Origin of the sequence: Oceanobacter mangrovi, from assembly GCF_019740315.1 — a bacterium.
GTDB lineage: Bacteria > Pseudomonadota > Gammaproteobacteria > Pseudomonadales > Oceanobacteraceae > Oceanobacter > Oceanobacter mangrovi.
The window spans coordinates 39,857-62,754 of record NZ_JAHXZR010000001.1; the positions used below are offsets into that span (position 1 = coordinate 39,857).

Here is a 22,898-nt window from a genome sequence, read left to right on the forward strand (position 1 = left end):
TTTTTTGTGGTTGGCGTGATCAGTTTGTTCGCTTAACCAATCTCAGCCAGTGAATCGCCAAGGGCGTTCACCAGACGGTCAATTTCATCCGCTTCAACGGTGAATGGCAGACCCAGCTGGATGGTGTCGCCGCCGTAACGCACGTAGAAACCCTTCTCCCAGCACTTCATGGCAATCTGGTAAGGACGCAGTGCGGGTTCACCCGGGGCCGCTTCAATTTGCAGCGCGCCAGCCAGGCCATAGTTGCGAATATCCGTGATGTAACGGCTGCCCTTGAGGCTATGCAACGCCTGTTCAAATACCGGCGCCATTTCACGGGAGCGATCGATCAGCTGTTCGCTTTCAAGCAGATCCAGTGTCGCCAGCGCCGCCGCACAAGCAACCGGGTGAGCGGAATAGGTGTAACCGTGTGGCAGTTCCAGCATGTATTCCAGGCCACCGTTATCCATATAGGTCTGGTAGATCTCACCACTGGTAATCACCGCACCCATTGGAATCGCGCCATTGGTAATCTGCTTGGCGACGTTAAGAATATCCGGAGTCACGCCAAAGCGTTCGGCCGCGGTCATGGCACCCATACGGCCAAAACCAGTGATCACTTCGTCGAAGATCAACAGGATGTTGTTGGCGGTACAGATTTCACGCAGACGCTTGAGGTAGCCAACCGGTGGTGGAATCACACCCGCAGAACCGGATACCGGCTCGACAATCACAGCGGCAATATTGGAAGCGTCGTGCAGGGCGATCAGTTCCAGCAGCTCGTCGGCCATCTCAGCGCCTTGTTCCGGCATGCCTTTGGTGAAGGCAAAATCCTTGCGCAAGGTATGCGACAGATGATCTACCGGCACACCCTGACCATAAAGGGCACGGTTACCGCCAATACCACCAACGGAAATACCACCGTAGTTCACACCGTGGTAACCCTTGGCCCGGCCAATCAGCAAACGTTTGCAGGCCTGACCTTTTTTCTTCCAGTAACCCTGGGCAATTTTCAGAGAGGTGTCGGCGCTTTCAGAACCGGAACCGGTGAAGAACACATAGTCCAGCCCTTCAGGCATCAGGCCACGAATACGGTGCGCCAGTTCAAATGACTTCGGCTGACCAAACTGGAACGCCGGGGCGTAATCCAGCGTCTGCAGCTGCTTGTAAACGGCTTCCGCGATTTCCGGGCGATTGTGGCCAGCGCCACAGGTCCAGAGACCAGACAGACCATCAAAAATCTTGCGACCTTCGGCATCAAAATAATAACGACCTTCAGCACCCGTGATGATGCGCGGGTCTTTCTTGAACTGACGGTTGGCCGTAAACGGCATCCAGTGAGCATCCAGCTGTTCAGCGGACAAACCATGGAAAGAAGCTGCCTGAGAAGACGCTTGATCTGACATCACACACCTCAAAAAGAAGACAAGGGCGATCACTCATTGATCGTCAATTGCAGCCAGTTTGGCAGTGGGGAAAAGTTGAATAAATTTGAAAATGCTCAAGCTTTGTTAAAGGTTTACTAAACTTTGTAAGACTCACCTCAGGAGCAATCTGACTCATGCGTTCACTACTCTAATCAGTGAGAAGCCGGTCACACAGAGAGACTTGGCTTCGCGGCTGATGCCCAATTTGAGGCATACCTCCCGGCAATCACTTCACTGGCTATCGATAATCCGTGCATGACAACATTAAGCATCGTTCTCTGTGGATTTTTTCTATTGGCTTTAGTGGCACTTTGGCCAATATTCTCCTGGTTACTATTCGGTGGATGGGGATCTCCTGTAATAAAATCAACAATATGTGCCTTTTCAGGATTTGATGGGCAACTGTTAAAAAATGGCACACCGTTGGCGAATGAAAAGGTGATTCGTCAGTATGAATGGGCTGATGAAATACATCAGGAAGAAATGACAACAGATGAAAATGGATATTTCAGCTTCGAGTCTGTATGGGAAGATTACGAATATAAAATTGAATACTATTTTTCGGTATCTCAAAGAATTTTTTACAATAATGATGAAAACGTAATTTGGGGTGGTGTGAAACAAAGAAAGGAAGAATTCTCTGAGTTTGGTGGAAAAAGGCCTTTTCTAACCAGTGACGTCACTGATGAATTAAAAAGATGGCCGGTAAAAGACAACCTGATTATGACTTCATTTAAGGTGTCCGGTTTTGTTAACCAGAACAGTAGCTTGTATTTTGAGGAAGGACAGCTCCTGTGAAAAAAGAAACCATATGTGCCTTTTCAGGTTTTGATGGGCAACTGTTAAAAAACGGCGTTCCGTTAGCGAACGAGAAGGTGATTCGTCAGTATGAATGGGCTGATGAAATACACCAGGAAGAAACGACAACAGATGAGAATGGGTATTTTAGCTTTGAGTCTGCTTGGGAAAATTACGAATATAGAATCGAATTTAATTTCTGTGTACCTCAGGAAATAAGGACTACTGATGAACTCATCCCCATTTTTGGAGGGGGTAAACTCAGAAAGCACGAATTCTCAGAGTTTAACGATCATCGTTGTCTGGTCGTATTCGAAATCACTGAGCCACTTTCCAGATGGGATATAGCTGGAAACCAATCGCTTTCAAATGGAAAAATCAAGGGATAGATTAGCGAGTCTCTGAAAACAGACTCAATTTTTTCAAGTATCGCCGACTCTGCGTGCGAAGAGCGCAAAGCGAACCCTGCCGAAGCAGACGATGATGCTCGGGAATAAATATTGGTACGGCTGCTGCCGCTGATGGATGCTGAAAGACTATTGGGATTATTCCAAAAGCCTCTCTACTGGGGAGGTTCTGAAAACAACGTTTAGCCTGATACAACTCCTCTATACACAACGTTATCGATGAGAACTCGCTCACAGATAAACAGCTCGGTTCGCAACTAATTGTCAGTTTGAGACATATTACCCGGCAATACATACCCTTGCTGCCGACAATCAGCCCATGACAATATTCATCATCATCATCTTCGTCATTCTACTGTGGGTCATACCATTATTTTGGCCAATTATTTCATGGCTTGTATTTGGAGGAAGGACAGCTCCTGTGATAAAAGAAACCATATGTGCCTTTTCAGGATTTGATGGGCAACTGTTTAAAAATGGTGTTCCGTTAGCGAACGAGAAGGTGATTCGTCAGTATGAATGGTCTGATAAAATACACCGGGAGGAAACAACAACGGATGAAAATGGATATTTCAGCTTTGAGTCCGCGTGGGAAGACTACGAATATATAATTGAGTTTCACTTTTCAATACCCCAAAGAATTTTTTACACGCATGATGAAAACGTTATCTGGGGAGGTGTTAAACAATGTGCGTACGAATTCTCAGAGTTTGGTGAAAAAAGGCCTTTTCTAACCTGTGACGTCTCTGATGAATTAAAAGGATGGCCAGTAGAAAACAACCTGATTATGACTTCATTTAAGGAACAGGAGGTTCCCCATGTTTAGCCCTAATGAAGCAGCGACCCTCGCAAGGGACGTTTACGAATTAACAGAGGGGGATAAATTTGCAGCTCAACGGTTCATTAATAATCCAATATTTTCAAAGAACCGATTCATTCCTGAAGGGAAGCTGGAAATGGGGTCGCTCAGTCAAACAACGCCTTTTGGTTTATTTACAAGAGGGGCCGGTAATATTTATGGAAACCACTTGATAGTAATATTCAGAGGTACTTCCAATATAACCAGTGGTATTGGCGACTGGCTCACGAATCTCAACATTGGTTGTTCAATTTCATCAACCGGCCACTATGTACATGCCGGCTTTAATTCTATGTTCAATAGTATGGTCGGGCAGTTAGAGTCCTTTGTAAGGTCACAGAAAGGCATCGATACTGTTCACTGCATCGGACATAGCCTTGGAGGAGCACTTGCCACACTAGCTGCTGATTGGTTTAAGTCAAATACCCAAATCAAACCGATTTTGTACACTTTTGGGGCTCCAAGAGTGGGCCATTATGAATTTGCAACGGCTCACACCGTCTCCATGCTGCCGGAGAATATCAACAGAGTCGTTCACGGTACTGATGTTGTGCCCATGATCCCTCTTTTCCCATTCTTTCACGCACCGACCAGTGGGCTTCCTTGCTACATAGCGACTGGTAATCAAATCGGTGGAGAGTGGCATGGTATGAGGCACTATGTCACAACCGTATCTAGCCATAGGTCATGGAAGACCTTAAGGCAACCGGCTCCTCTTATACTATACCCGCAAATAAAATACTGGTTAAAAGAAGATAAAGTAGTCAATTTTAACGGTGTCGACTTTTGGAATAAGCTTTATTATTCGTTTATTTATCTTTGCAATAGAATCATTGGAAACCCAATTAACTCTCTCGTGAGTTCTGCGGCCACCGCCCTTGATGTCATGGCATCTATTATCCATAAAGGCCTGAATAGTGGTGGAGAAGCCTCAGAGGATGCCAGTCTGTTGATTAAAAAACTGGCTAAAGCGCTGGGTATGACGGTGGTGGAAACATCTGTCCAGTTCATTAGAAACGCCCTGGAAAAACTGATGCAGCGTATGAGCATCATGGTTAAAGAAGCTTTGGACAGAAACAGGTAATACAAAAAGCCGGGCATCGCCCGGCTTCTATCAATCATCCAGAAGAAGGATGCATTAACCCAGCTTCTCAGCCAACAGCCCTTCCAGAATCTTCTGGTCTTTCTCAAAACCACGAATCCCTTCGGCCAGTTTTTCCGTCGCCATGGCATCCATATTGAGGTCCCAGCGGAATTCGGCTTCAGTCATGGCGGCCGGGCGTTCGTTGATGCTGCCGTCATAGCTCAGGGCGCGGTTCAGTTCGCCTTCGGTATCGGCCAGTTCGTTCAGCAAGGCCGGGCTGATGGTGAGTCGGTCACAACCGGCCAGCGCACAGATTTCGCCGCTGTTGCGGAAGCTGGCACCCATGACCACGGTGGCGTAGCCGTGCTGTTTGAAGTACTGGTAGATACCAGCCACAGACAAGACACCAGGTTCGTCGGCCGGGGCGTAGTCGGTGCCAGGGTTGGCATTTTTGTACCAGTCGAGAATCCGGCCCACAAAGGGCGAGATCAGGAAGGCTCCGGCTTCGGCACAGGCGCGCGCCTGGGCAAAGCTGAAGATCAGCGTCAGGTTGCACTGGATGCCTTCTTGTTCCAGCACTTCAGCAGCGCGAATGCCTTCCCAGGTGGCGGCCAGTTTGATCAGGATACGGTCGCGGCCGACGCCCTGTTCTTCGTACAGGGCCACCAGCCGACGGGCTTTTTCAATGCTGGCGCTGGTGTCGAATGATAGCCGGGCATTAACTTCGGTAGAGATACGGCCGGGAATGTGCTGGACAATGGTGGCGCCCATAGCAACGGACAAGCGGTCACAGGCGTCATCAATTTTGGCTGCCAGCGAGTCGCCCACGGCGGCTTGTAATGAGCTGTCGACCAGGGCGTCGTACTGGCCGGACTGCACGGCTTTTAACACCAGTGACGGATTGGTGGTGGCATCCTGTGGCTTGAGGCTCTGGATCGCAGCGAGATCGCCGGTGTCGGCAACGATGGTGCTGTATTGTTTGAGTTGTTCGAGCAGGCTGGCCATGGGAATTCCTTTTTATCGTCTTTGTGTCGGCGGCGCGCACCGTCAGGGAACGCGCCCGAATCTCGTAGTCCTCGTATTAAATAACATAAATCGAGCAATCTTGTGACACCCGAGCGGGTGAATCCCGCCAGCCCGCTTTCCAAAGTCTTGTTTTCGCGTTGCCCGTCGTATCAGAAGCAGACTATTGCGATGTTGTATCGCCGTCCGCTTCAGCACTGGCCTTGAGGCTGTCTACGTAGGGCTGAAATACCCGCCGGATCATTTCCCGCTCGGCAGCACGCTGGCCGGTTGCCAGTGCTTCCGCCACGCTGCGTTTACCGGCCAGCGCAGCACTGATTTGCTGGCCGACGGCGATACCTATGGTCTGGAATTCCGGGATCGGAACGATCTGAACACCCCGGTACGGCGATGGCGGCAAAGTGCTGTCGTCCGGGTTGGCGCTGTTGAGGGCTTCCAGCTCGGCTTCGGCAAAACGGGCAATCTGCAGGAATTCCGGAATCTTGTAAGTCGAATAGCGGGTGCCAGTGGGGATATGACTCCAGCCGGCTTTTTCGCCCACCAGCCGGATATAAAGCCGGGACGTTGCCCATTGCACAAAGGCCATCGCTGCTTGCTGCTTCTGGCTGGAGGCCGGAATCGCCAGTGCCCAGGACCACAGCCAATTGGCTCCCTTATCGGTAACCGCTGTCGGTGCCTGGGCAAACGCTACCTGATCCGCCACTTGCGAACGTTGCGGATCACTGACATAAGAGGCTGCAATACTGGCATCCACCCACATGCCACACTGGCCACCACTGAACATCGCCAGCAGCTCATTAAAACTGTTGGCCGACGCGTTTGGCGGGCCGTACTGGTTCATCAATTCAACATAAAAACTGACCGCCTGCTGCCAGGGCGGGCTGGTGATCTGGGGCTTCCAGTTCATATCAAACCACTGGCCGCCCCAGCTATTCACCATGGTTGATAACAGGGCCATGTTGTCGCCCCAGCCCGGTTTGCCACGCAAACAAATACCGTAAATGCCTTTTTTGGGGTCATGAATCCGGCTCGCCACTTCCGCAATGTATTGCCACTTTGGTCGCTCAGGCATTGGCAAGCCCTGCGCATCGAGCAAGTCCTTGCGGTACATCAGCAGTGAGCTTTCACCGTAAAACGGCGCTGCCACCAGCTGGTCACCCACCGACAGCGCCGAGCGGATCGAGGGCAACAGGTCATCAATGTCGTAGCTGGCGCTGAACTGCAGTGGGATGATCCAGCCGCGCTGACCCCAGATCGGTGCTTCATAGGTGCCGATGGTCATCACATCAAACTGACCAGCACCTGAAGCCACGTCGTTGGTCACCCGCTGCCGCAGTACGCCTTCCTCCATTACCACCCAGCGCAGCTTGATATCCGGATGAGCCGCCTCGAAGTAGGAAGACAGCTTCTGCATCTCGATCATATGGCTGTTGTTCACGGTTGCCACCACCAGCTCGGTTGCCGCCTCGGCTCTGGCAACGGCGAGAGTCAGCAACCCGCTGAATATGGCAACCCACGACTTCGACATGGCAGTCCCCTGCGCTTGTTTTTATTCAAGTCTAGAAGATATTGTCAGGCTCTGCGGGCCAGTTGCCCTCTTACCTGCTTTGGAAGCTGTTTATGTTGCCTGTTATCTGTTTTGGTGAAGCCCTGATCGATATGTTGTCGAATCGCCAGCCCGGCGATGCTGCCGATGCACCCGAGTCTTTCAGCCGGTTTGCCGGTGGCGCACCCGCCAATGTGGCGGTGGCGATTGCCCGACTGGGTGGCCAGTCACAGATGGTCGGCAAGGTCGGAGCGGATATGTTCGGCGACTTTATCCAACGACAAATGCAGCAGGCAGGTGTTGATACCAGCCGCTTGTTATCCACCAGTGACGCCAATACCGCGCTGGCATTTGTGTCGCTGGACGCGGCTGGCGAACGCTCTTTCAGCTTTTACCGCAATCCTTCGGCGGACCTGCTGTTTGCTGTCGATGAGTGGCAGCCGCAGTGGTTTGAACAAACCGGGATACTGCATTTTTGTTCCAATACCCTCACACATCCGGAGATAACCCAGGCGACCCAGGCCGGTGTTGAGCTGGCTTCACAAGCCGGCTGGCTAGTGAGTTTTGATTTCAATCTGAGGCACAACTTATGGCCGACGGGAATAGCCGATATTGAGCGTATTCGGCCATTCCTGAGCCGTGCCCAGCTGGTCAAGATGAGTCGGGAAGAATGGCTGTGGATGCAGCAAACGGGTAGCGAAACCGGACTGTTGGATCAGCTCTGGCAAGGTCAAACCCGCTTGTTGATCGTGACCGACGGCAGCCAGCCACTGCAGTGTTTTGTGCGAGGCCAACCGCCCTTTGAGCTGTTGCCGCCAGAAGTAGCCACCCTTGATAGCACCGCAGCCGGTGATGCTTTTATGGGCGGGCTGTTATTCCAGCTCGCCAGCCAGAATATTGGCTCGAATCAGCTGGCGCAGTTTTGTGAGAATCAAGCCGACCTGCAGCAGGCATTATTTTTTGCTGCCCGCTGCGGTGGTTATGCCGCTGGGAATTATGGCGCTTTTGCTGCCATGCCAGACCAGCAACAGCTGGCAGAATGGCCTTGAGTTCACCATCTCAGAAACGGACGCCGAGCCCCAGCTGCAAGGCCAGCAGCTGACTTTGGGAAATATCCAGGCTGTCGCTCAAAACCCCCAGCTGCAGCCAGCGATGCTGGAGTGCCAGTCGCACGGCTTTGGCGCGCGGCTCAAAACCGATCTGCCAGCGAATGCTGTGTGGCTGCCAGGCCAGTCCCATTTCATGGCCGTTGCGAATGCCGTTAAGGTAGCTGTCGAGGGTCAAATCCAGTTCCGGGGTTAATGCCAGTGCCTGATGCAGCTGATGGAATCGTGGTGGTCGCATCACCCGGAAAACCTCGCCTTCGCGCTGCATCACTGGAAAGTCGCCATCGGCGGTCAGCTGGCCATCGATGTACTGCCAGTTCTTTGAACCAAAGGTTACCGGCAGCTCAGACCAATCGATGCGAGCCAGCAGGTTATAACCCTGATAATCCAGCTGGTAAGACCGCCAGGCCCAGTGCAGGGCCAGATCCAGACTGTACAAGTCGCCATAGGAACGCTGATCCAGCGTGCGTGCTGGCGGAATCTTGTCTTCGGTGTAGGCGTAATCGACGTACAGGTCACCGCCCCAGTTATCGTCGTCCTGATAGTTGAGAGTGCCCGAGACCTCGCCCCACAAAAATCGATACAGCTGCAATTGAGTGACAGATGGTGTGATCGACCACTGACCCGGAAGCGCCGATTCAAACTGCCACGCCAGCGAAATGCCTTCGCCTTCGTAATGCCGTGCCCGTACCCGATCGGTGACGCTGTAAGGCTGCTCCAGTTGAATACCATTGGCCTGATAATAGAAGCCTTTGGCGAGCTGGTTCGACAGCTCGTATTCGGCATGATGACGGTGTACATAACTGACGACGACAGGGCCGTAACCCGCACTGATTTTATCCTGCAGCCACAGCAGGCCATCGTCACCATCTTCGAATGAACCGCTCCAGTTGTCGATCAGGCCAGCCACCGCCATTGGCCCGGCCCAGGCATAAACGTCCCGTTCAACCGCCACCTGCCAGTCGGCCGCCAGTGAGGACGGAGCCCAGGCCAAGCCTGACAGCCCCGTTATACCCGCCAACAACAGCGGCTGAATTCCTCGTGCCCATGCGCCCATAAATACTCCCTGCCCATATACCAAACAAAAAAACAGGGAGCCGAAGCTCCCTGTCAGGTCCTGTCTGATCTTACCGATTAGTTCGCCAGTGAGACGACAAACTCAGGTGTTACCACCAGGTTGTACTGACTGCCGTCATCAAACACAAACACCGGAATACCGTTACGCACTTCCAGCGTGCCGACCTGATAACCACCAGAACTGATAGTACCGGCAAACTCCAGATCACCAGTGCACTGGGTGATCTTCTCACCGTCATTATCGCCTCCAACGCAGGTTGCCGCGATTGCCATGGTCACATCACCGTTGGTAACGGTCAGGTTCGTGACACTGGCTGCTTCCAGCTCTTCGGTATCGATGTTCAGGGTCACCTGACGCTCACCGTAGTTCAGACGCAGCAGACCAATACCATCATCAATGCCACTGCGCTCTCCGACCAGACGAATACTGGCAGTATCCACTCCCGGCACGGCTATATCAGCTTCCAGAGCCACTGAGAAATCGAGGTATGACTCAGCAGTTTCAGCGTCCAGAATGCGGGTTTCAACACTCTCGGTTTGCACATCGCTGTATTCCACTGCCAGATCCAGAGTAATTTCATTCCCAGCCAACAAGTCCTCCAGCCAGATGTAGGAATTACCATATACCCAGGCTTCAGCACCGTCCTGATCGATTACACCAATATATGCGTAGGCATATTCGTAGTAGCTGAGAGAATTGGAAACCTGACTCCACCATACCGTTGCATCATCAGCATCCGAGGCAGTAGCGAGAGCAATATCCGCAGCAAAGGATCCATCGACCATTACTTCGCAGTTGGCACCGCCGTTACCATCATCAAGGCAGTTATCCAGCGACACCACCGTACCGTCCGGGGAAGGCATTTCGACACTGCTGCCGGCAGCCAGATAAGCAGTCCAGTTGTAGTCAACGAAGTTGGTCAACAGGCTGGAGAAGGTCTCATCGTAATCACTCTGGATAGTGATAGTAACGGTGTTGTCGTCGTTGTAGCTGACATCCGCTCCGCTGAAAGTGATGGTATCCATCACAGTGCCTTCTTCGATGGATTGTGGATCGTTTTCAAATCCGGCCAACGCTGCAACGTCCTGCAGGTTGTTGGCACCGGCATAGCCTGACAAGTGTGCGGTATTTTCTCCGCTGGCATTCGATACGGTCAGATCACCGGCCAGTGAGACTTCACTCGTCACATAGACAGGGCCGCCATCCTCACCTGCAATTATCTCACCGTTGGCATCCAGCACAGCTTCACGACGAAGACCCAGTGAGCCATCGAAAAGGTTGTAGTAACCACTGGCTTTCATCAATTTGGCAACGCCATCCAGACTGGCGTTAAGACCAGCTTCTTCACCATTAACTACGATTGGCGACGCCGTAATATCACCTTCAAAAGTCAGCACATTACTGTCTGAATCGGTGGCTTGTACTGCGCCATTGAACAAGACGGAGCCGGAATCCATGGTAAAGAGTTCATCCAGCGAATTCAGGTCTGTAGTAGAACCGGCGATACCGGCGCTAAAAGCACCCTCAATCTTGTCACCGTTACCGGCGTCATTGTTAAGAGATACCCCCAACTCCAGTTCGCCTGCGAGGTCTGTTGAGGTGTCTGAATCCCTGCTGGCACTGAAGCTGCTGGTCAGTACAGCGGTGGCCTGTGCAAAGTCACTGTCACCAGCCAGGGCAGACATACCGGTAAGACTGCTGGTCAGATTAATATCCAGCGACACCATGCCAGCGATATCTTCGTCAGCAATAAATGCCTGCATGGCTGTCAGGGTGCCGAAGACGGCGGTTATGTCACCCGTTGCCGAGAAATCCTCTCCATTGTCCTTACCAGTCATATTGAAGCCGGTAATGTTGGCGGTCATGGTGCCTGCTGTTGTTACCGAGACAGTCATCTCCGACCCGGCATCAATGGTGGCACCAACGCCTTCACCGGAGAAACTGATCGAGTCGACATAGGTTTCAGTGAGCAGAGTAGCCGTTGTGAAGGTTGCGGTAACATCCAGACCGGTATCGACCAGGCCATCACCGTCGTCATCAAGGAAGTCCAGAATACTGAGGTCAGCACCAGTATCCAGCAGCTCGCTTGCCGTCACGCTGTAGGTGCCGTCGCCATTGTCTGTGGCGGGGATATTTTCATAGTTCTGCACGATATAGGCACCCATTGAGGCAGCCTGCAGCATCGCCTTGGTTGCCTGGAACAGCACGCCTGGACCGGCATTGCCCATATCATCGTTCTCCACGACCAGCTCCTGGAAGCCGCGGAAAATATCTGCTGTGTCCTGCATGGCTTCTACCAAAGCCTGGGTTTCATCCGCTTCGGTAGTCATCGCGGTCACCAGGCTATCGCCATCAACCGCCAGAATCGCATCATTCCAGTTATTGAGGTCTTCAAGCAGAGTAATGGCATCAGCAACGGCGGCTGCCTTCAGCTCTGCTTCCGTGAGTTCTGTTGTGGTGTCGTCTTCGACCACAATTTCAGCGACTTCTTCTTCGTCTTCTTCCGCCAGTCCGGCTTCAAGTTCTTCCAGATAATATTCAGCGGCAATGGTCGAGCCAGTCGCCCCGAGGTTGGTTCCCGCCGTGGTGGCAGCATCACCAGCACCGGCAAAAATGTCTTCCAGGTCAACGGTATCATCACTGCTGGAGTTACTGACTACGCCACCATCTTCGTAGTCTGCTGCCAGGCTGTTTACCACATCGGCAATGTCAGAATTTTTCTGGGTAGCAACGGTCGCTATGGCTGCAACAATGGCGCCGTATTTTTTGCTGTCGTTGTCGGCGCTTGCGGAAGCAGAGTCAGTAATATCTGCAGGTGAAGTGTTGGCGATATCAATGTTATCCAGGCCCAGCAACGTCGCTGTTGCCTTGGCAACGGCTGTGACTTCGGCAGCGGAGGCGCCGCTTGGGTAGGCCGCTTCAGTACGGACTGCTGCCAGGTGAGTCACTGGCGTCACCATCAGGGTTTTGGCAGTTTCTTCACCATAGGATGGCAGAATCGCGGTCAATTTGAAGTCAGGATTGTTGTAGAAGTAGAACATGCCAAAGTCATAATGGATGTCATTCCAGTTACAACCAGCAGCCGCATCGCATTTAACTTCAGTACTGGCGCTGGTGGTCATGGTGACCTTGATCGGCACATCGGCCGGAATATCCATACCTTCCAGAGTATATTGGCCAGTGGCATTTGTGGTCGTGGTGCCGTAGCTGGTCAGGCCATCCAGACTGGTGACAGCGATATCAGCATTTTTCAGGATCCCTTTGACCGCCAGACCCGTCAGGCTAACGCTACGGGGAGTATCGTCACCAGAAGTGTCTCCTCCTGTGGTATCACCACCCGTGTTATCGCCAGAATCTGAGCTACTGCCGCCACCTCCGCCGCCACAACCAGCCAAAGCCAGCATTAACGCCAATGCCAAAGGATTCAAACCGAATTTGTTCATAAGCTTCCCTCTCCCACCACCAATACTGATTGTTGTGTTATCTAGTACTCAAATAACCTAAAGATATGTCGACAAGAGCAATAAATAATGGCTGAAAAACAGCCAAAGGCAAGCCGATTGTCAGGAAGCACAATCAGCCAAAGGAGGGAAATTTACGAAAAGACCTGAAAAGATGTTCTGAATCAACGAACGTTCTGGGTTACCAGACTGTTGAACAACTCGTTGTGTTCAAGCGCTCTGAAAGAGGGGTCTTCGCTGGCTTGCAGTCGCAGGGTTTCCGAACGGGCGATGGCCTCTTCGAGATCCCGCAGGGCTTCGTCGACAAAGCCGGATTCGGCATGGGCACAGGCCCGTTGATAAAGCGCGTGGCTGTTGTCCGGATCAATATCCAGTGCCCGGTTGGCCAGACTGCAGGCCCATTGCGCCTGCCCCAGTAACAGCGCGGCATCGGCTTTATAGGTCAGCGCTTCGACATCATCCGGCCGCAACGCCAGAATCTGGTCGTAGATGGCAATCTTGCTTTGTGGACTGTTTTCCTGTGACGCCTTGAGCCACAACGAGTGGATCTCGTTGGTCAGCTCGATTTCTTCCTGCGCTGCCGCGATATGGCGGGATTTGCTTTGCAGCTCGCGCTCAAGTTTGTCGAGGCGGGCTTCGTAGGAATCGGTGATGCGTTTGATTTCGTCGTTGGCGTAGGCACCCACCCGTTCCTTGATATCCCGTAGCGAGTTCCAGCCCACCAGCACCAACAAGGTCGAGGCACCGGCGATCAGATAAAAGAAGTAGGTCACGGTATCGGTGGCATAGCTCAGTGCCCGGTCAGACACCCGCACTTCGCGATCAACGATTTTTTCGGTCAGCTCAACCCGGGTATCCGCCAACATCTGCCGCAGGTTTTTGACTTCATCAAGAATGTAGCGCTCGGTAAAGGCGGTATAGAGCGGCTCTTGCAAATGGGTGATGGTCTGTTCGGCCTTGGCATCGGCGCTGGCCTGATCATCAGCAGCACGGTCACTGCTGTCGGCAGCGACCGCCAGAGTCGCCATCAGCCAGAGGCTGACGGCTACCAGAACGGAGCCCAAACGGGCTCGGCGAGAAGGTTTTACGCGGTTTGCTGCTGTTGCCATGCCTCTGCCTGTTCGACCAGTCGTGAGTGAAGTGCCTTCACCGCCACACTATAGTCAGAATCGCTGACAAGGAACATCATATCCACCTGACGCATCGCCTGGTGCACCGCGTGAATGTTGACGCCCGCATCCGACAGCGCACCTGCCGCAGACTGCAACAGACCCGGCACCTTCATATCACTGCCGATGGCACTGACCAGCGCCAGTTTCTCGAGCCGGATTTCGGCCATCGGATAGGCCAGCTGCAGACGCTCCATCAGGCTGTTCACCAGTCGCTTGTTACCCTTGATGTAGTAGGTAACCGTGTTGGCGTTGAAGTCCTTGGTCAGAACGGCCATGCCGGCATCAAACACCAGATCCGCCATTTTCTGGCCATGGGCGACGTCGCCCACCATGTCCTGGTCGAACACTTCCAGTGCCCAGACATTGCGGGTGCCGGCGATGATTTCCACTTTTGGCACCTGACTGCAATAGTCACGACGGATTTCGGTACCCCGGTGATCCGGTTCAAAGGTGTTACGCACAATCAAACGGATGTTCTGCTTGCGCAGACCTGCCGCAGCCCGTGGGTGAATCGCTTCCATCCCGAGGTTGGCCAGCTGGTCGGCAACATCAAAGTTGGTCATGCCGATTGTGCGTACGTTTTCAGCGCCCACCAGCATCGGGTCGGCGGTGCTGAGGTGGAATTCCTTGTGGATAACCGCTTCAACCGCGTCCGTCATGGTGGCGATCTTGCTGAAAGTAATTTCGCTGTAGCCACGATCGTAGGTACGCATCAGGCCTTCACGGCACTGGGTGTAACCGGTCACAATTGGCATTTCATTGGCCAGATCGACGCCCTGAAAGGCTTTCAGAATATGGTCTTCGAAAGTTGGCTGACTGTCTGAACGCCAGTTGGTCAAGTCGATGAAACGGGCGTTCACATCGTTCTGACGCAGCAGCAGTACGGAGTTGTAGGCACTGTGGGCTTCGCCCATGGCACTGAGCATTTCCCGTACGCGATGCAGGTGGTCGTCCAGCGAGAAGTGGCCAAAGCTGCAAACCGCTTCCAGGTGCTCCAGACATTCACGCACATCTTCGATACGCTCGGCGATAAACTGGTCGGCACGCTTGCGCACCATCTCGTTATTAAGGCCGTCGGGGCCGAACATCTCGAGGTTTTTATCCAGCATCATCTGCAGCACTTGCTGCAGCTTGCCCTGCCACGGGCGGCTTTCGTCCATCTCGGCAAACAGCGCATAGACGCCCGCTTCGCCGGTTTTCTTGTGCTCCAGCAAACCGTTGGTAATGCCGCTGTAGGCAGACACCACAAAAATCCGGTTATACAAACTTGCTGGCTGATCTCCCACTGCCCGTGGGCGCATCCAGATATTGTTCAGTACCTGTTGGTACTGGCTCATCGACGTTCCGCCGATTTTCTCGACACTGTGTGCCATGAGATCACTTGCTCCTGAAATTTAGATGGCTGAGATAACAAAAGCTGCCCGGACTATCCGCGATCAGGCCAGCGCTTCATCATTCAGCTTGTAGGCGCCATCTTCGTCGTGGATTTCCTTGCCATTCAGAGGAGGGTTGAAGACACAGGCCATTTGCATGTCTTCAGTTGTGGCGCGCAACAGGTGTTGGTCGTGCTTGTCCAGAATATACAGGGTACCCGGCTCGATTGGATAAACCTTACCGTCGTTAACGGTTTCGATTTCGCCGTAACCGCTGATGCAATAGACAGACTCAAAGTGGTTTTTGTACCAGATCGGCGTCTCGGTGCCCTTGAAAATGGTGGTGATGTGGAAAGAGAAACCAACCTGATCATCGGCCAGCAGCATACGAACGCTCTTCCAGGTACCGCCATCAATATTTCGGCTGGAATTTTCACAATCTTTTAGTGTACGAACAATCATTTTGTCACCTCGACGTGGTTGAAAATCAGTAAATTGTGCAGAAATCACGGACCATTCCGGCCCGCGACGGGATTGAGAGGCTCAGGCGGCCAGTCGTTGCGGATTCAGGACGCTTTGGAGAGACGACTTTCGAAGACGTCCTCGATGCAGGACTGGAGGATTTCAAGGCCGCGCAGCAACTTGTCTTCTTCAATCGTCAGCGGCGCCAGCACTTTCACCACCTGATCGTCAGAACCACTGGTTTCAATCACCAGGCCGCGTTTGAACGCCAGTTCGGTAATGCTGGCAGCGACCTCGCCATTGGCGAATTCCAGCCCCTGCATAATGCCGCGCCCCTTATGTTTGATATCGCCGCCGACCCGCGCCCGGATTTCATTCAAACGCTTCTTCAGCAGCTCTGCCTTGTGTTTGACCTGACGGGAGAAACTGTCATCGGCCCAGTAGGTTTCCAGCGCCCGACGGGCGGTCACGAAAGCATGGTTGTTACCGCGGAAAGTGCCGTTATGTTCACCCGGCTTCCAGGTGTCGTACTTCTCTTTCATCAGCACCACAGCCATTGGCAGGCCATAACCACCCAGTGATTTCGACAGCGTGACTATGTCCGGCTGGATATCGAATTCCTCAAAGCTGAAGAAGGTGCCGGAGCGGCCACAGCCAGCCTGGATATCATCCACAATCAGCAGCATGTCGTATTTGCGGCAGAGCTTCTGCAGGCCCTGCATCCAGGCTTTGGAAGCCACGTTGAGGCCACCTTCACCCTGAATACATTCAACAATCACAGCAGCCGGATGACCGAGACCGGAAGAACCGTCCTGCAGCGCCTTTTCGAAATACTCCAGCGTATTGAAGTCGCCCAGGTAACCGTCGTAAGGCATGAACTGGACGCCCGGCAGGGGCATACCAATCGCCTGTTTGTAATAACCGTTGGCAGTGACGGCAGCAGCACCCTGGGTGACGCCGTGGAAGCCATTGGTGAACGACACAATGGTCTGGCGGCCAGTATTTTTACGCGCGATCTTGAGTGCCGCCTCCACCGCATTGGTGCCGGTCGGGCCAGTGAACTGCACCTTGTAGCTGAGGCCGCGCGGCTTGAGGATATTGCGCTGGAAAGTCTCCAGAAAATCACGCTTGGCCTCTGTGTGCATATCCAGCCCGTGGGTCACACCGTCCTGCTGGATATAGTCGATCAGCGCATCCTTGAAGGCCGGATTGTTGTGGCCATAGTTAAGCGTGCCGGCACCGCCAAGAAAGTCGATGTACTGCTTGCCATCATCATCAATCAGCGTGGCATTGTGGGCCTCCCGGAACACCACCGGAAAAGACCGACAATAACCTCGAACGTTGGACTCTATTTCTTTAAAAATACCCATGTGCTTTTTCCTCGTAATGGTTATTCGTCCAGCTCTCGCAGCCTTGCAAGACATTCACGGAGCCGGTGATGGATTCCCTCGCAGGAGCAATCGGTTTCAGAGACTGAAAGGGCCGATTTCCAGTAATTCCTCGCTATCGTGAGCGCCACCAAAGTGCTGTTGCTGATCGAACATCACCGAGGTGCTGAGCTCTGTGTCGAGGCTGCTGGCCAATTTGCGGAAGGTGTTCCACGAAGCCAGATTGGAGGGAGTGATACTGGTATGGAGATAACGGACGTCAGCGCCCAGACGTTGCAGCAGCTGCAACAGCATCTGGCTTGCCAGCCCCTGCCCACGGGCAGACGGTGCGACCGCCAGCTGCCAGACAAACAAGACTTCCGGCCGTTCAGGCAGCCGATAACCAGATACAAATCCGGCCAGCTGGCCATTTTGCTCCGCCAGAATGGCGGTATCACGAAAGTGAGAACACTGCAGAAGATTGCAGTACATTGAATTGACGTCTAAAGGCTTACATTGATCAATCAGCCAAAAAACGGCAGAACCATCGGTTGATGATGGTTTCCTGAAAACAAAATCTTTTCGTTCTGTAAGATTTTCAGATACCAAACTCGTGTCTGAATCTGTCATGTTATTAATGGGTCCGCGTACCGGAGCTGTTTTACAGGCTTTTCATGCACGATCAAAAGCAGCATGAAAACCTGCAGGCACCATTACGTCCCAGTCATTTAGTTAGTACACTAAATAAATTAACAAGCTCGAAATTTAATTACAACCCTAAATACTATTTTGGACATTCAAGACAAAGAAAATGTGAACCAGACAGTAAAGCCAGCCTGATATCAGAACCAGGCAAGTGTTAGCCGATACCAGCTCTCGTCCAAATTGATTACTACTCTAACGATGCTCCAGGCAGTAAAATGGTGACGAACTTTTCAGCAGGCCAAACAGATACAATGAAACGCTACGACGAGGTACTGGTAGCACTGCGCCGCATCATTCGCGCTACCGACCTTCACTCCAAGCAGCTGAGCAAAACCTCCGGGCTGACCGCCCCGCAGCTGCTGATCCTGCAAACCCTGCGACACAACGACGACATGACGGTTGGCGAAGTCGCCAAAAAAGTCAGCCTGTCACAGGCCACCGTCACCACCATTATTGATCGGCTGGAAAAACGTCACTACGTATTGCGGGAACGCGGCACCTTGGACAAACGCAAGGTTTACCTGCGACTGACAGACGAAGCCTATGAAGTATTAAAGAGCGCCCCGCGACCGTTGCAGGAAAGCTTTATCCGCCAGTTTCAGGATCTGCAGGAATGGGAACAGACCATGATTCTCAGCTCGCTGGAACGAGTCGCCCAGATGATGGATGCCCAGCATATTGATGCTTCCCCGGTACTCGACGTCGGCGCCCTTGATCGTGCCAACAGCACACCGACTGTCGACAATAGTGACAGCTGAACAGACTTCAGCCACGGACCGAGTGAACCCTGATTTACACAACGCATCATAACGGGACAGCACTGATCGGATTGTCGTGCAGATGTGTAACATAGTGCGCTTGGTCATACACTTGTCACGCCTGCTGTGTTACTCCTTTCGGTGCGGATGAACCAACCCAGGACGGAGAGAATCCATGACCGAAGTAGTAATTGTTGCAGCAACCCGAACCGCCATTGGCACTTTTGGTGGCTCACTGGCAAGTCTTCAGGCGGTAGAGCTCGGCACCAAGGTAATTCAGGCCTTGATGGAAAAAACCGGTGTCGCTGCGGATCAGGTAGATGAAGTTATTCTCGGTCAGGTACTGGCCGCAGGCTGTGGTCAGAACCCGGCCCGTCAATCGGTTATCAAGGCCGGTCTGGCTGAAACCACCCCGGCCATGACCATCAACAAGGTTTGTGGTTCAGGCCTCAAGGCACTGCACCTGGCCGCTCAGGCAATTGCCTGTGGTGATGCCCAGCTGATCATCGCCGGTGGTCAGGAATCCATGTCCAACGCTCCTCACGTATTGCCAAACTCCCGTAACGGTCAGCGTATGGGTGACTGGAGCATGGTCGACACCATGGTCAAGGACGGTCTGTGGGATGCCTTCAACGATTACCACATGGGTATCACGGCAGAAAACATCGCAGAAGAGTACGGCATTACCCGCGAAGAGCAGGATGCATTCGCCGCTGCTTCCCAGGCCAAGGCCATTGCCGCGATTGAGTCCGGCAAGTTCAAGGACGAAATCACAGCGGTTGAAATCCCACAGCGCAAGGGCGACCCAATCGTTTTCGACACCGACGAAAACCCGCGCGCCGGTATCACAGTTGAAAAACTGGCAGCCATGCGCGCCGCCTTCAAGCGCGACGGTACCGTGACCGCTGGTAACGCTTCTTCCCTCAACGATGGTGCAGCAGCTGTGATGCTGGCCAGCCGTGCCAAAGCTGAGGAACTGGGTCTGCCGATTCTGGCGACCATCAAGGCCTACGCCAACGCGGGTGTGAGCCCAAAAATCATGGGTACTGGTCCAATCCCGGCCACCAAACTGTGTCTGGAAAAAGCCGGTTGGGAAATCTCTGATCTGGATCTGGTCGAAGCCAACGAAGCCTTCGCAGTACAGGCGCTGTCGGTTAACAAGGGCCTGGGCTGGGATGTCGACAAGATCAACGTCAATGGCGGTGCGATTGCTCTGGGTCACCCGATTGGTGCGTCCGGCGCGCGTATTCTGGTAACCCTGCTGCACGAAATGATCCGCCAGGATGCCAAGAAAGGCCTGGCCACCCTGTGTATCGGTGGCGGCATGGGTGTTGCGCTGGCAATTGAACGCTGATTTGCCCTGGCCAAACCCTGGATACAGAAAGCCAACTTTCGGGTTGGCTTTCTGATCATTATTGAATTGTCAGCCAGCCTCGACCTCAGGCAAGGTCCAACTCACCGCCACACCCGCCAGCCCCAAAAACGACAGCACGACAATTACCCCCTCCAGTCCAATCCAACCGACCAAACCTCCGACACTGCCAACCAGCAGTAACATTAGGCCGATCCAGCTATTGGAGGCCGATACATAATCCGTTCGACGATTACCTGTCGCCATATTGACCAGATAGGTTTTACGGCCGGTGCGCACGCCTTCATGAGCCAGACAAACCACAAAATAGAGCAGCGGAACAAACCAGCCGACCGACAGCCACGTGTGATGCAGCCAGCTCACCACTCCCAGAAACAAACCGGTAACAGATACCAGCAAGGTAGCAATCATCATTACCCGACGACTCGAATTGTTTGCCAGCTCTCCCCAAAGGTAGCCAGACAACAGGCTCGCGAGACCACTGCCCGCCATCAGCAGCGCCAACAAGGTAAGCCCCCCAGAGCTGTCCAGCTGCTGAGCCAGCATCACGTAAAAGGGTGTCGACAAGGCGGAACACAACAACAACGTGCGAGCCAGTACAAAACGCCGCAGCAACGCATCACGCCAAATAAAAGACAACGGCCGAAATAACGTCGATAACCGGGTATCCGTTTGATCCGCCTCACCGACGGGTTCATCAACCTGATGGAAAATCACCGCAGCCAGCACCCAACAGGCGATTGCCAACCCCAGGCCCGTTAAATAAACCGATTGGCTGGCAGGCAGAAACCACAATAGAAATGCCAGTAGCAAGGTCATAAAACCCGCCAGAGAAGCCGACCAGCCATTCAGGGAACCTCGTCGCTCGACTGGAATCACCTTGCCCACCACATCCTTGGAAATGACCGAACACAAGCCTCGTGCCAGACTGAAGGTAACCATGGTCAGCAGCATAGCCCAACCTGCCTGAGCTCCTTCCAATAGCAGCACAATCACCAACAACGCGATCACACAGGCGGCTTGCAACAGGCTACCAAGAATCCAGAGGCCTCGACGCAAGGTGTAGCGGCGAACCCAGGCAGCGATAAAGACCTGTGGTAACAGTGAGCCGGATTCTCGCAGCGGCGACAACCAGCCACTGAAAACGGCCGGAGCACCCAGTGATGACAATATCCATGGCAGGGTAACCTTGGGGTTGATAAGGGCATCGCCGAGCAAAGTGAAGCATCGGGCGAGCAAGAGCACGATAAAATTTCGGCTTACTGCCGGGCTGTTATCGGATAGGTCTCTGGAATCTTGCATAGCGGATTGAAAAACAAAAAGCTGAGTATCAGGGCAGCCGGAGACCAGCAGGATCAACCATCAATGCAGATCCTGCTGGCGAGCGAATCAGGAGGGCGTATCCTTGTCTGTTGCCGGGGTTGATGCCGCGCCCTTGGTTGCCCGACTACTGCGTTTTCGAGGAGCCGGGGCCGCAGGCTGGCCGGGTTTCACCAGCGCAGACACCGGCTCCGGAGGACTTACAGCGGCTTTCTTTGGCTCTGCTGGAGCGGCAACGACCGCTGGAAGCGCTATTTTACTCTCATGGCCGGACACGGGCGCAGCCGCCATAAACTCCTTGATTTGCGGTGCAATCATTTCGCGGAAACGGCGACCGTTAAAGATACCGTAGTGACCCACACCCTCGGCTTCCAGATGGCGTTTGCGGTCGGCAGGAATACCGGAGCAGATATCCAGCGCGCAAGCAGTCTGGCCACGACCAGTGATGTCGTCCAGTTCGCCTTCGATGGTCATGATCGACATATCCGTGATCGCGGTCAGATCAACCGGGTGACCACGATGTTCCATTTCACCTTTTGGCAGAGCCTGTTCCAGGAATACCTTGCGAATGGTGTCGAGGTAATAATGTGCTGGCATGTCCATCACAGCCAGGTATTCGTTGTAGAACAAGCGATGACCTTCGGCGCTTTCGCCATCCCCCTTGACCAGGTCGGTGAAGAACTTGAAGTGCTTGCTCATGTGAGTATCCCAGTTCATCGACATAAAGCCGGAGAGCTGGATAAAACCCGGATAGACCAGCTGACCACGGCCAGCAAAGCCACGCGGCACCCGCATGATGACGTTGTCCTCAAACCATTCCAGATCCTTGCCGGAAGCGTAGTCATTGACACCGGTCGGGTTGATACGAACATCAATCGGGCCGCCCATCAGGGTCATGCTGGCTGGCAAACAGGGGTCGTTATGCATGGCCATCAGGGCTGCGGCGACCAGTGCCGGTACACAGGGCTGGCAAACCGCCATCACATGAACATCCGGCCCCAGGGTCTGGAGGAAATCAATCAAATAGTCGACATAGTCGTCAAAATGGAAGGTGCCATCGGCCATTGGCACATCACGAGCGTTTTTCCAGTCGGTAATGTACACCTCATGATCGGGCAGGAATTCATTCACCGTACCGCGCAGCAGCGTGGCAAAGTGGCCAGACATGGGCGCAATCATCAGTACTTTCGGCTGCAGCAAACCAGCCTTTTCACGTTTGAAATGCAGCAGGTTGCAGTAGGGTTTGCTTTGGATAACTTCATAGCTGATGGCCACTTCACGGCCATCGATCTCAGTGGAATCAAGCCCCCAGGCCGGTTCTTCATAGAAATCGGTAATACGCTCGACCAGCTCCATCGACGCCCGCATGGTGCGATAGGTCCAGCTGTAGTTGAGCGGGTTGGTTGGCTGATAAAGAAACTGCCGGGTCATGCGTGCCATCACATGAACCGGACGGAGCGATTCCATAATTTGCGCATTGATGTTGTACAGCATGATAGTGATCCCTCGCTTTCACCTTGGCTGTCTGGATAAATAAGCCTAACAGATTAAGGATTGGCTGTATGAGGCCACTTTAGGTCTAAATCGTATAAAAAGTGGAC

General features: G+C 53.2%; 19 protein-coding genes. 7 read left to right on the forward strand and 12 right to left on the reverse strand.

The window, feature by feature from the left end:
• Positions 1-32: 32 nt before the first annotated feature.
• Positions 33-1,385: an omega-aminotransferase AptA gene (gene aptA, locus K6123_RS00165; RefSeq protein WP_221792956.1), complete on the reverse strand. Its 1,353-nt coding sequence runs from the start codon at positions 1,383-1,385 to the stop codon at positions 33-35.
• Positions 1,386-1,661: 276 nt separating this feature from the next.
• Here aptA and K6123_RS00170 point away from each other — a divergent pair, with 276 nt between their 5' ends.
• The 4 genes from K6123_RS00170 (at position 1,662) to K6123_RS00185 (ending at position 4,554) form a co-directional block, all read left to right on the forward strand.
• Positions 1,662-2,204: a DUF6795 domain-containing protein gene (locus K6123_RS00170; protein WP_221792957.1), complete on the forward strand. Its 543-nt coding sequence runs from the start codon at positions 1,662-1,664 to the stop codon at positions 2,202-2,204.
• Positions 2,201-2,593 carry a DUF6795 domain-containing protein gene (locus K6123_RS00175; RefSeq protein WP_221792958.1) on the forward strand — a complete coding sequence of 131 codons (393 nt, stop codon included), beginning with the start codon at positions 2,201-2,203 and terminating at the stop codon, positions 2,591-2,593. The genes K6123_RS00170 and K6123_RS00175 overlap by 4 nt, the downstream gene beginning before the upstream one ends.
• Before the next feature lie 439 nt (positions 2,594-3,032).
• Positions 3,033-3,437 carry a DUF6795 domain-containing protein gene (locus K6123_RS00180; RefSeq protein ID WP_221792959.1) on the forward strand — a complete coding sequence of 135 codons (405 nt, stop codon included), beginning with the start codon at positions 3,033-3,035 and terminating at the stop codon, positions 3,435-3,437.
• The gene (locus K6123_RS00185; protein ID WP_221792960.1) at positions 3,430-4,554 is read left to right on the forward strand and encodes a lipase family protein; all 1,125 of its coding nucleotides are present in this window, start codon (positions 3,430-3,432) and stop codon (positions 4,552-4,554) included. Before K6123_RS00180 ends, K6123_RS00185 begins: the two co-directional genes overlap by 8 nt.
• A gap of 54 nt (positions 4,555-4,608) precedes the next feature.
• Here K6123_RS00185 and tal read toward each other — a convergent pair whose 3' ends face one another.
• Both tal and K6123_RS00195 read right to left on the reverse strand, forming a co-directional pair.
• Positions 4,609-5,559, reverse strand: a complete 951-nt coding sequence (gene tal / locus K6123_RS00190) for a transaldolase (RefSeq protein WP_221792961.1) — start codon at positions 5,557-5,559, stop codon at positions 4,609-4,611.
• A 181-nt stretch (positions 5,560-5,740) separates the two neighbouring features.
• Positions 5,741-7,105, reverse strand: coding sequence for an ABC transporter substrate-binding protein (locus K6123_RS00195; RefSeq protein WP_221792962.1), 1,365 nt, complete (start codon positions 7,103-7,105; stop codon positions 5,741-5,743).
• Positions 7,106-7,197: 92 nt separating this feature from the next.
• On the opposite strand from K6123_RS00195, the gene K6123_RS00200 reads away from it, so the two are divergent.
• Positions 7,198-8,172 (forward strand): carbohydrate kinase family protein, encoded by a 975-nt coding sequence (locus tag K6123_RS00200; RefSeq protein ID WP_221792963.1) that lies wholly within the window; start codon positions 7,198-7,200, stop codon positions 8,170-8,172.
• 10 nt (positions 8,173-8,182) lie between these two features.
• On the opposite strand, the gene K6123_RS00205 is transcribed toward K6123_RS00200, so the two are convergent.
• The 7 genes from K6123_RS00205 to ectA form a co-directional block, all read right to left on the reverse strand.
• A complete protein-coding gene (locus K6123_RS00205; protein WP_221792964.1) occupies positions 8,183-9,286 on the reverse strand; it encodes a hypothetical protein in 1,104 nt (367 codons plus the stop codon).
• A gap of 77 nt (positions 9,287-9,363) precedes the next feature.
• Entirely contained in the window at positions 9,364-12,750 is a 3,387-nt protein-coding gene (locus tag K6123_RS00210; RefSeq protein ID WP_221792965.1) for a hypothetical protein, read from the reverse strand.
• Between the two features lie 182 nt (positions 12,751-12,932).
• Positions 12,933-13,877, reverse strand: coding sequence for a TPR end-of-group domain-containing protein (locus K6123_RS00215; RefSeq protein ID WP_221792966.1), 945 nt, complete (start codon positions 13,875-13,877; stop codon positions 12,933-12,935).
• Positions 13,853-15,313: an aspartate kinase gene (locus K6123_RS00220; protein WP_221792967.1), complete on the reverse strand. Its 1,461-nt coding sequence runs from the start codon at positions 15,311-15,313 to the stop codon at positions 13,853-13,855. Before K6123_RS00220 ends, K6123_RS00215 begins: the two co-directional genes overlap by 25 nt.
• 63 nt (positions 15,314-15,376) lie before the next feature.
• Positions 15,377-15,775 (reverse strand): ectoine synthase, encoded by a 399-nt coding sequence (locus K6123_RS00225; protein WP_221792968.1) that lies wholly within the window; start codon positions 15,773-15,775, stop codon positions 15,377-15,379.
• 104 nt (positions 15,776-15,879) lie between these two features.
• The gene (gene ectB, locus K6123_RS00230; protein ID WP_221792969.1) at positions 15,880-17,145 is read right to left on the reverse strand and encodes a diaminobutyrate--2-oxoglutarate transaminase; all 1,266 of its coding nucleotides are present in this window, start codon (positions 17,143-17,145) and stop codon (positions 15,880-15,882) included.
• A 96-nt stretch (positions 17,146-17,241) separates the two neighbouring features.
• Positions 17,242-17,772, reverse strand: coding sequence for a diaminobutyrate acetyltransferase (gene ectA, locus K6123_RS00235; RefSeq protein WP_221792970.1), 531 nt, complete (start codon positions 17,770-17,772; stop codon positions 17,242-17,244).
• A gap of 326 nt (positions 17,773-18,098) precedes the next feature.
• On the opposite strand from ectA, the gene K6123_RS00240 reads away from it, so the two are divergent.
• A complete protein-coding gene (locus tag K6123_RS00240) occupies positions 18,099-18,605 on the forward strand; it encodes a MarR family winged helix-turn-helix transcriptional regulator (RefSeq protein WP_221792972.1) in 507 nt (168 codons plus the stop codon).
• Positions 18,606-18,780: 175 nt separating this feature from the next.
• Positions 18,781-19,959 carry an acetyl-CoA C-acetyltransferase gene (locus K6123_RS00245; RefSeq protein ID WP_221792974.1) on the forward strand — a complete coding sequence of 393 codons (1,179 nt, stop codon included), beginning with the start codon at positions 18,781-18,783 and terminating at the stop codon, positions 19,957-19,959.
• Between the two features lie 69 nt (positions 19,960-20,028).
• On the opposite strand, the gene K6123_RS00250 is transcribed toward K6123_RS00245, so the two are convergent.
• Complete coding sequence (locus K6123_RS00250; protein WP_221792976.1) at positions 20,029-21,222, reverse strand: MFS transporter; 1,194 nt, start codon at positions 21,220-21,222, stop codon at positions 20,029-20,031.
• Positions 21,223-21,366: 144 nt separating this feature from the next.
• On the reverse strand, positions 21,367-22,791 hold the full coding sequence (locus K6123_RS00255) for a polyhydroxyalkanoate depolymerase (RefSeq protein ID WP_221792978.1): 1,425 nt from the start codon (positions 22,789-22,791) through the stop codon (positions 21,367-21,369).
• Between the last annotated feature and the right edge of the window lie 107 nt (positions 22,792-22,898).

Excerpts from the sequence above, each read along its gene's own strand:
- K6123_RS00200 (WP_221792963.1), top strand. The coding sequence starts at position 7,198 with ATGTTGCCTGTTATCTGTTTTGGTGAAGCCCTGATCGATATGTTGTCG.
- tal (WP_221792961.1), bottom strand. The coding sequence starts at position 5,559 with ATGGCCAGCCTGCTCGAACAACTCAAACAATACAGCACCATCGTTGCC.
- K6123_RS00195 (WP_221792962.1), bottom strand. The coding sequence starts at position 7,105 with ATGTCGAAGTCGTGGGTTGCCATATTCAGCGGGTTGCTGACTCTCGCC.
- K6123_RS00185 (WP_221792960.1), top strand. The coding sequence starts at position 3,430 with ATGTTTAGCCCTAATGAAGCAGCGACCCTCGCAAGGGACGTTTACGAA.
- K6123_RS00210 (WP_221792965.1), bottom strand. The coding sequence starts at position 12,750 with ATGAACAAATTCGGTTTGAATCCTTTGGCATTGGCGTTAATGCTGGCT.
- ectB (WP_221792969.1), bottom strand. The coding sequence starts at position 17,145 with ATGGGTATTTTTAAAGAAATAGAGTCCAACGTTCGAGGTTATTGTCGG.
- aptA (WP_221792956.1), bottom strand. The coding sequence starts at position 1,385 with ATGTCAGATCAAGCGTCTTCTCAGGCAGCTTCTTTCCATGGTTTGTCC.
- K6123_RS00225 (WP_221792968.1), bottom strand. The coding sequence starts at position 15,775 with ATGATTGTTCGTACACTAAAAGATTGTGAAAATTCCAGCCGAAATATT.
- K6123_RS00205 (WP_221792964.1), bottom strand. The coding sequence starts at position 9,286 with ATGGGCGCATGGGCACGAGGAATTCAGCCGCTGTTGTTGGCGGGTATA.
- ectA (WP_221792970.1), bottom strand. The coding sequence starts at position 17,772 with ATGACAGATTCAGACACGAGTTTGGTATCTGAAAATCTTACAGAACGA.
- K6123_RS00255 (WP_221792978.1), bottom strand. The coding sequence starts at position 22,791 with ATGCTGTACAACATCAATGCGCAAATTATGGAATCGCTCCGTCCGGTT.
- K6123_RS00245 (WP_221792974.1), top strand. The coding sequence starts at position 18,781 with ATGACCGAAGTAGTAATTGTTGCAGCAACCCGAACCGCCATTGGCACT.
- K6123_RS00220 (WP_221792967.1), bottom strand. The coding sequence starts at position 15,313 with ATGGCACACAGTGTCGAGAAAATCGGCGGAACGTCGATGAGCCAGTAC.
- K6123_RS00170 (WP_221792957.1), top strand. The coding sequence starts at position 1,662 with ATGACAACATTAAGCATCGTTCTCTGTGGATTTTTTCTATTGGCTTTA.
- K6123_RS00240 (WP_221792972.1), top strand. The coding sequence starts at position 18,099 with ATGAAACGCTACGACGAGGTACTGGTAGCACTGCGCCGCATCATTCGC.
- K6123_RS00215 (WP_221792966.1), bottom strand. The coding sequence starts at position 13,877 with ATGGCAACAGCAGCAAACCGCGTAAAACCTTCTCGCCGAGCCCGTTTG.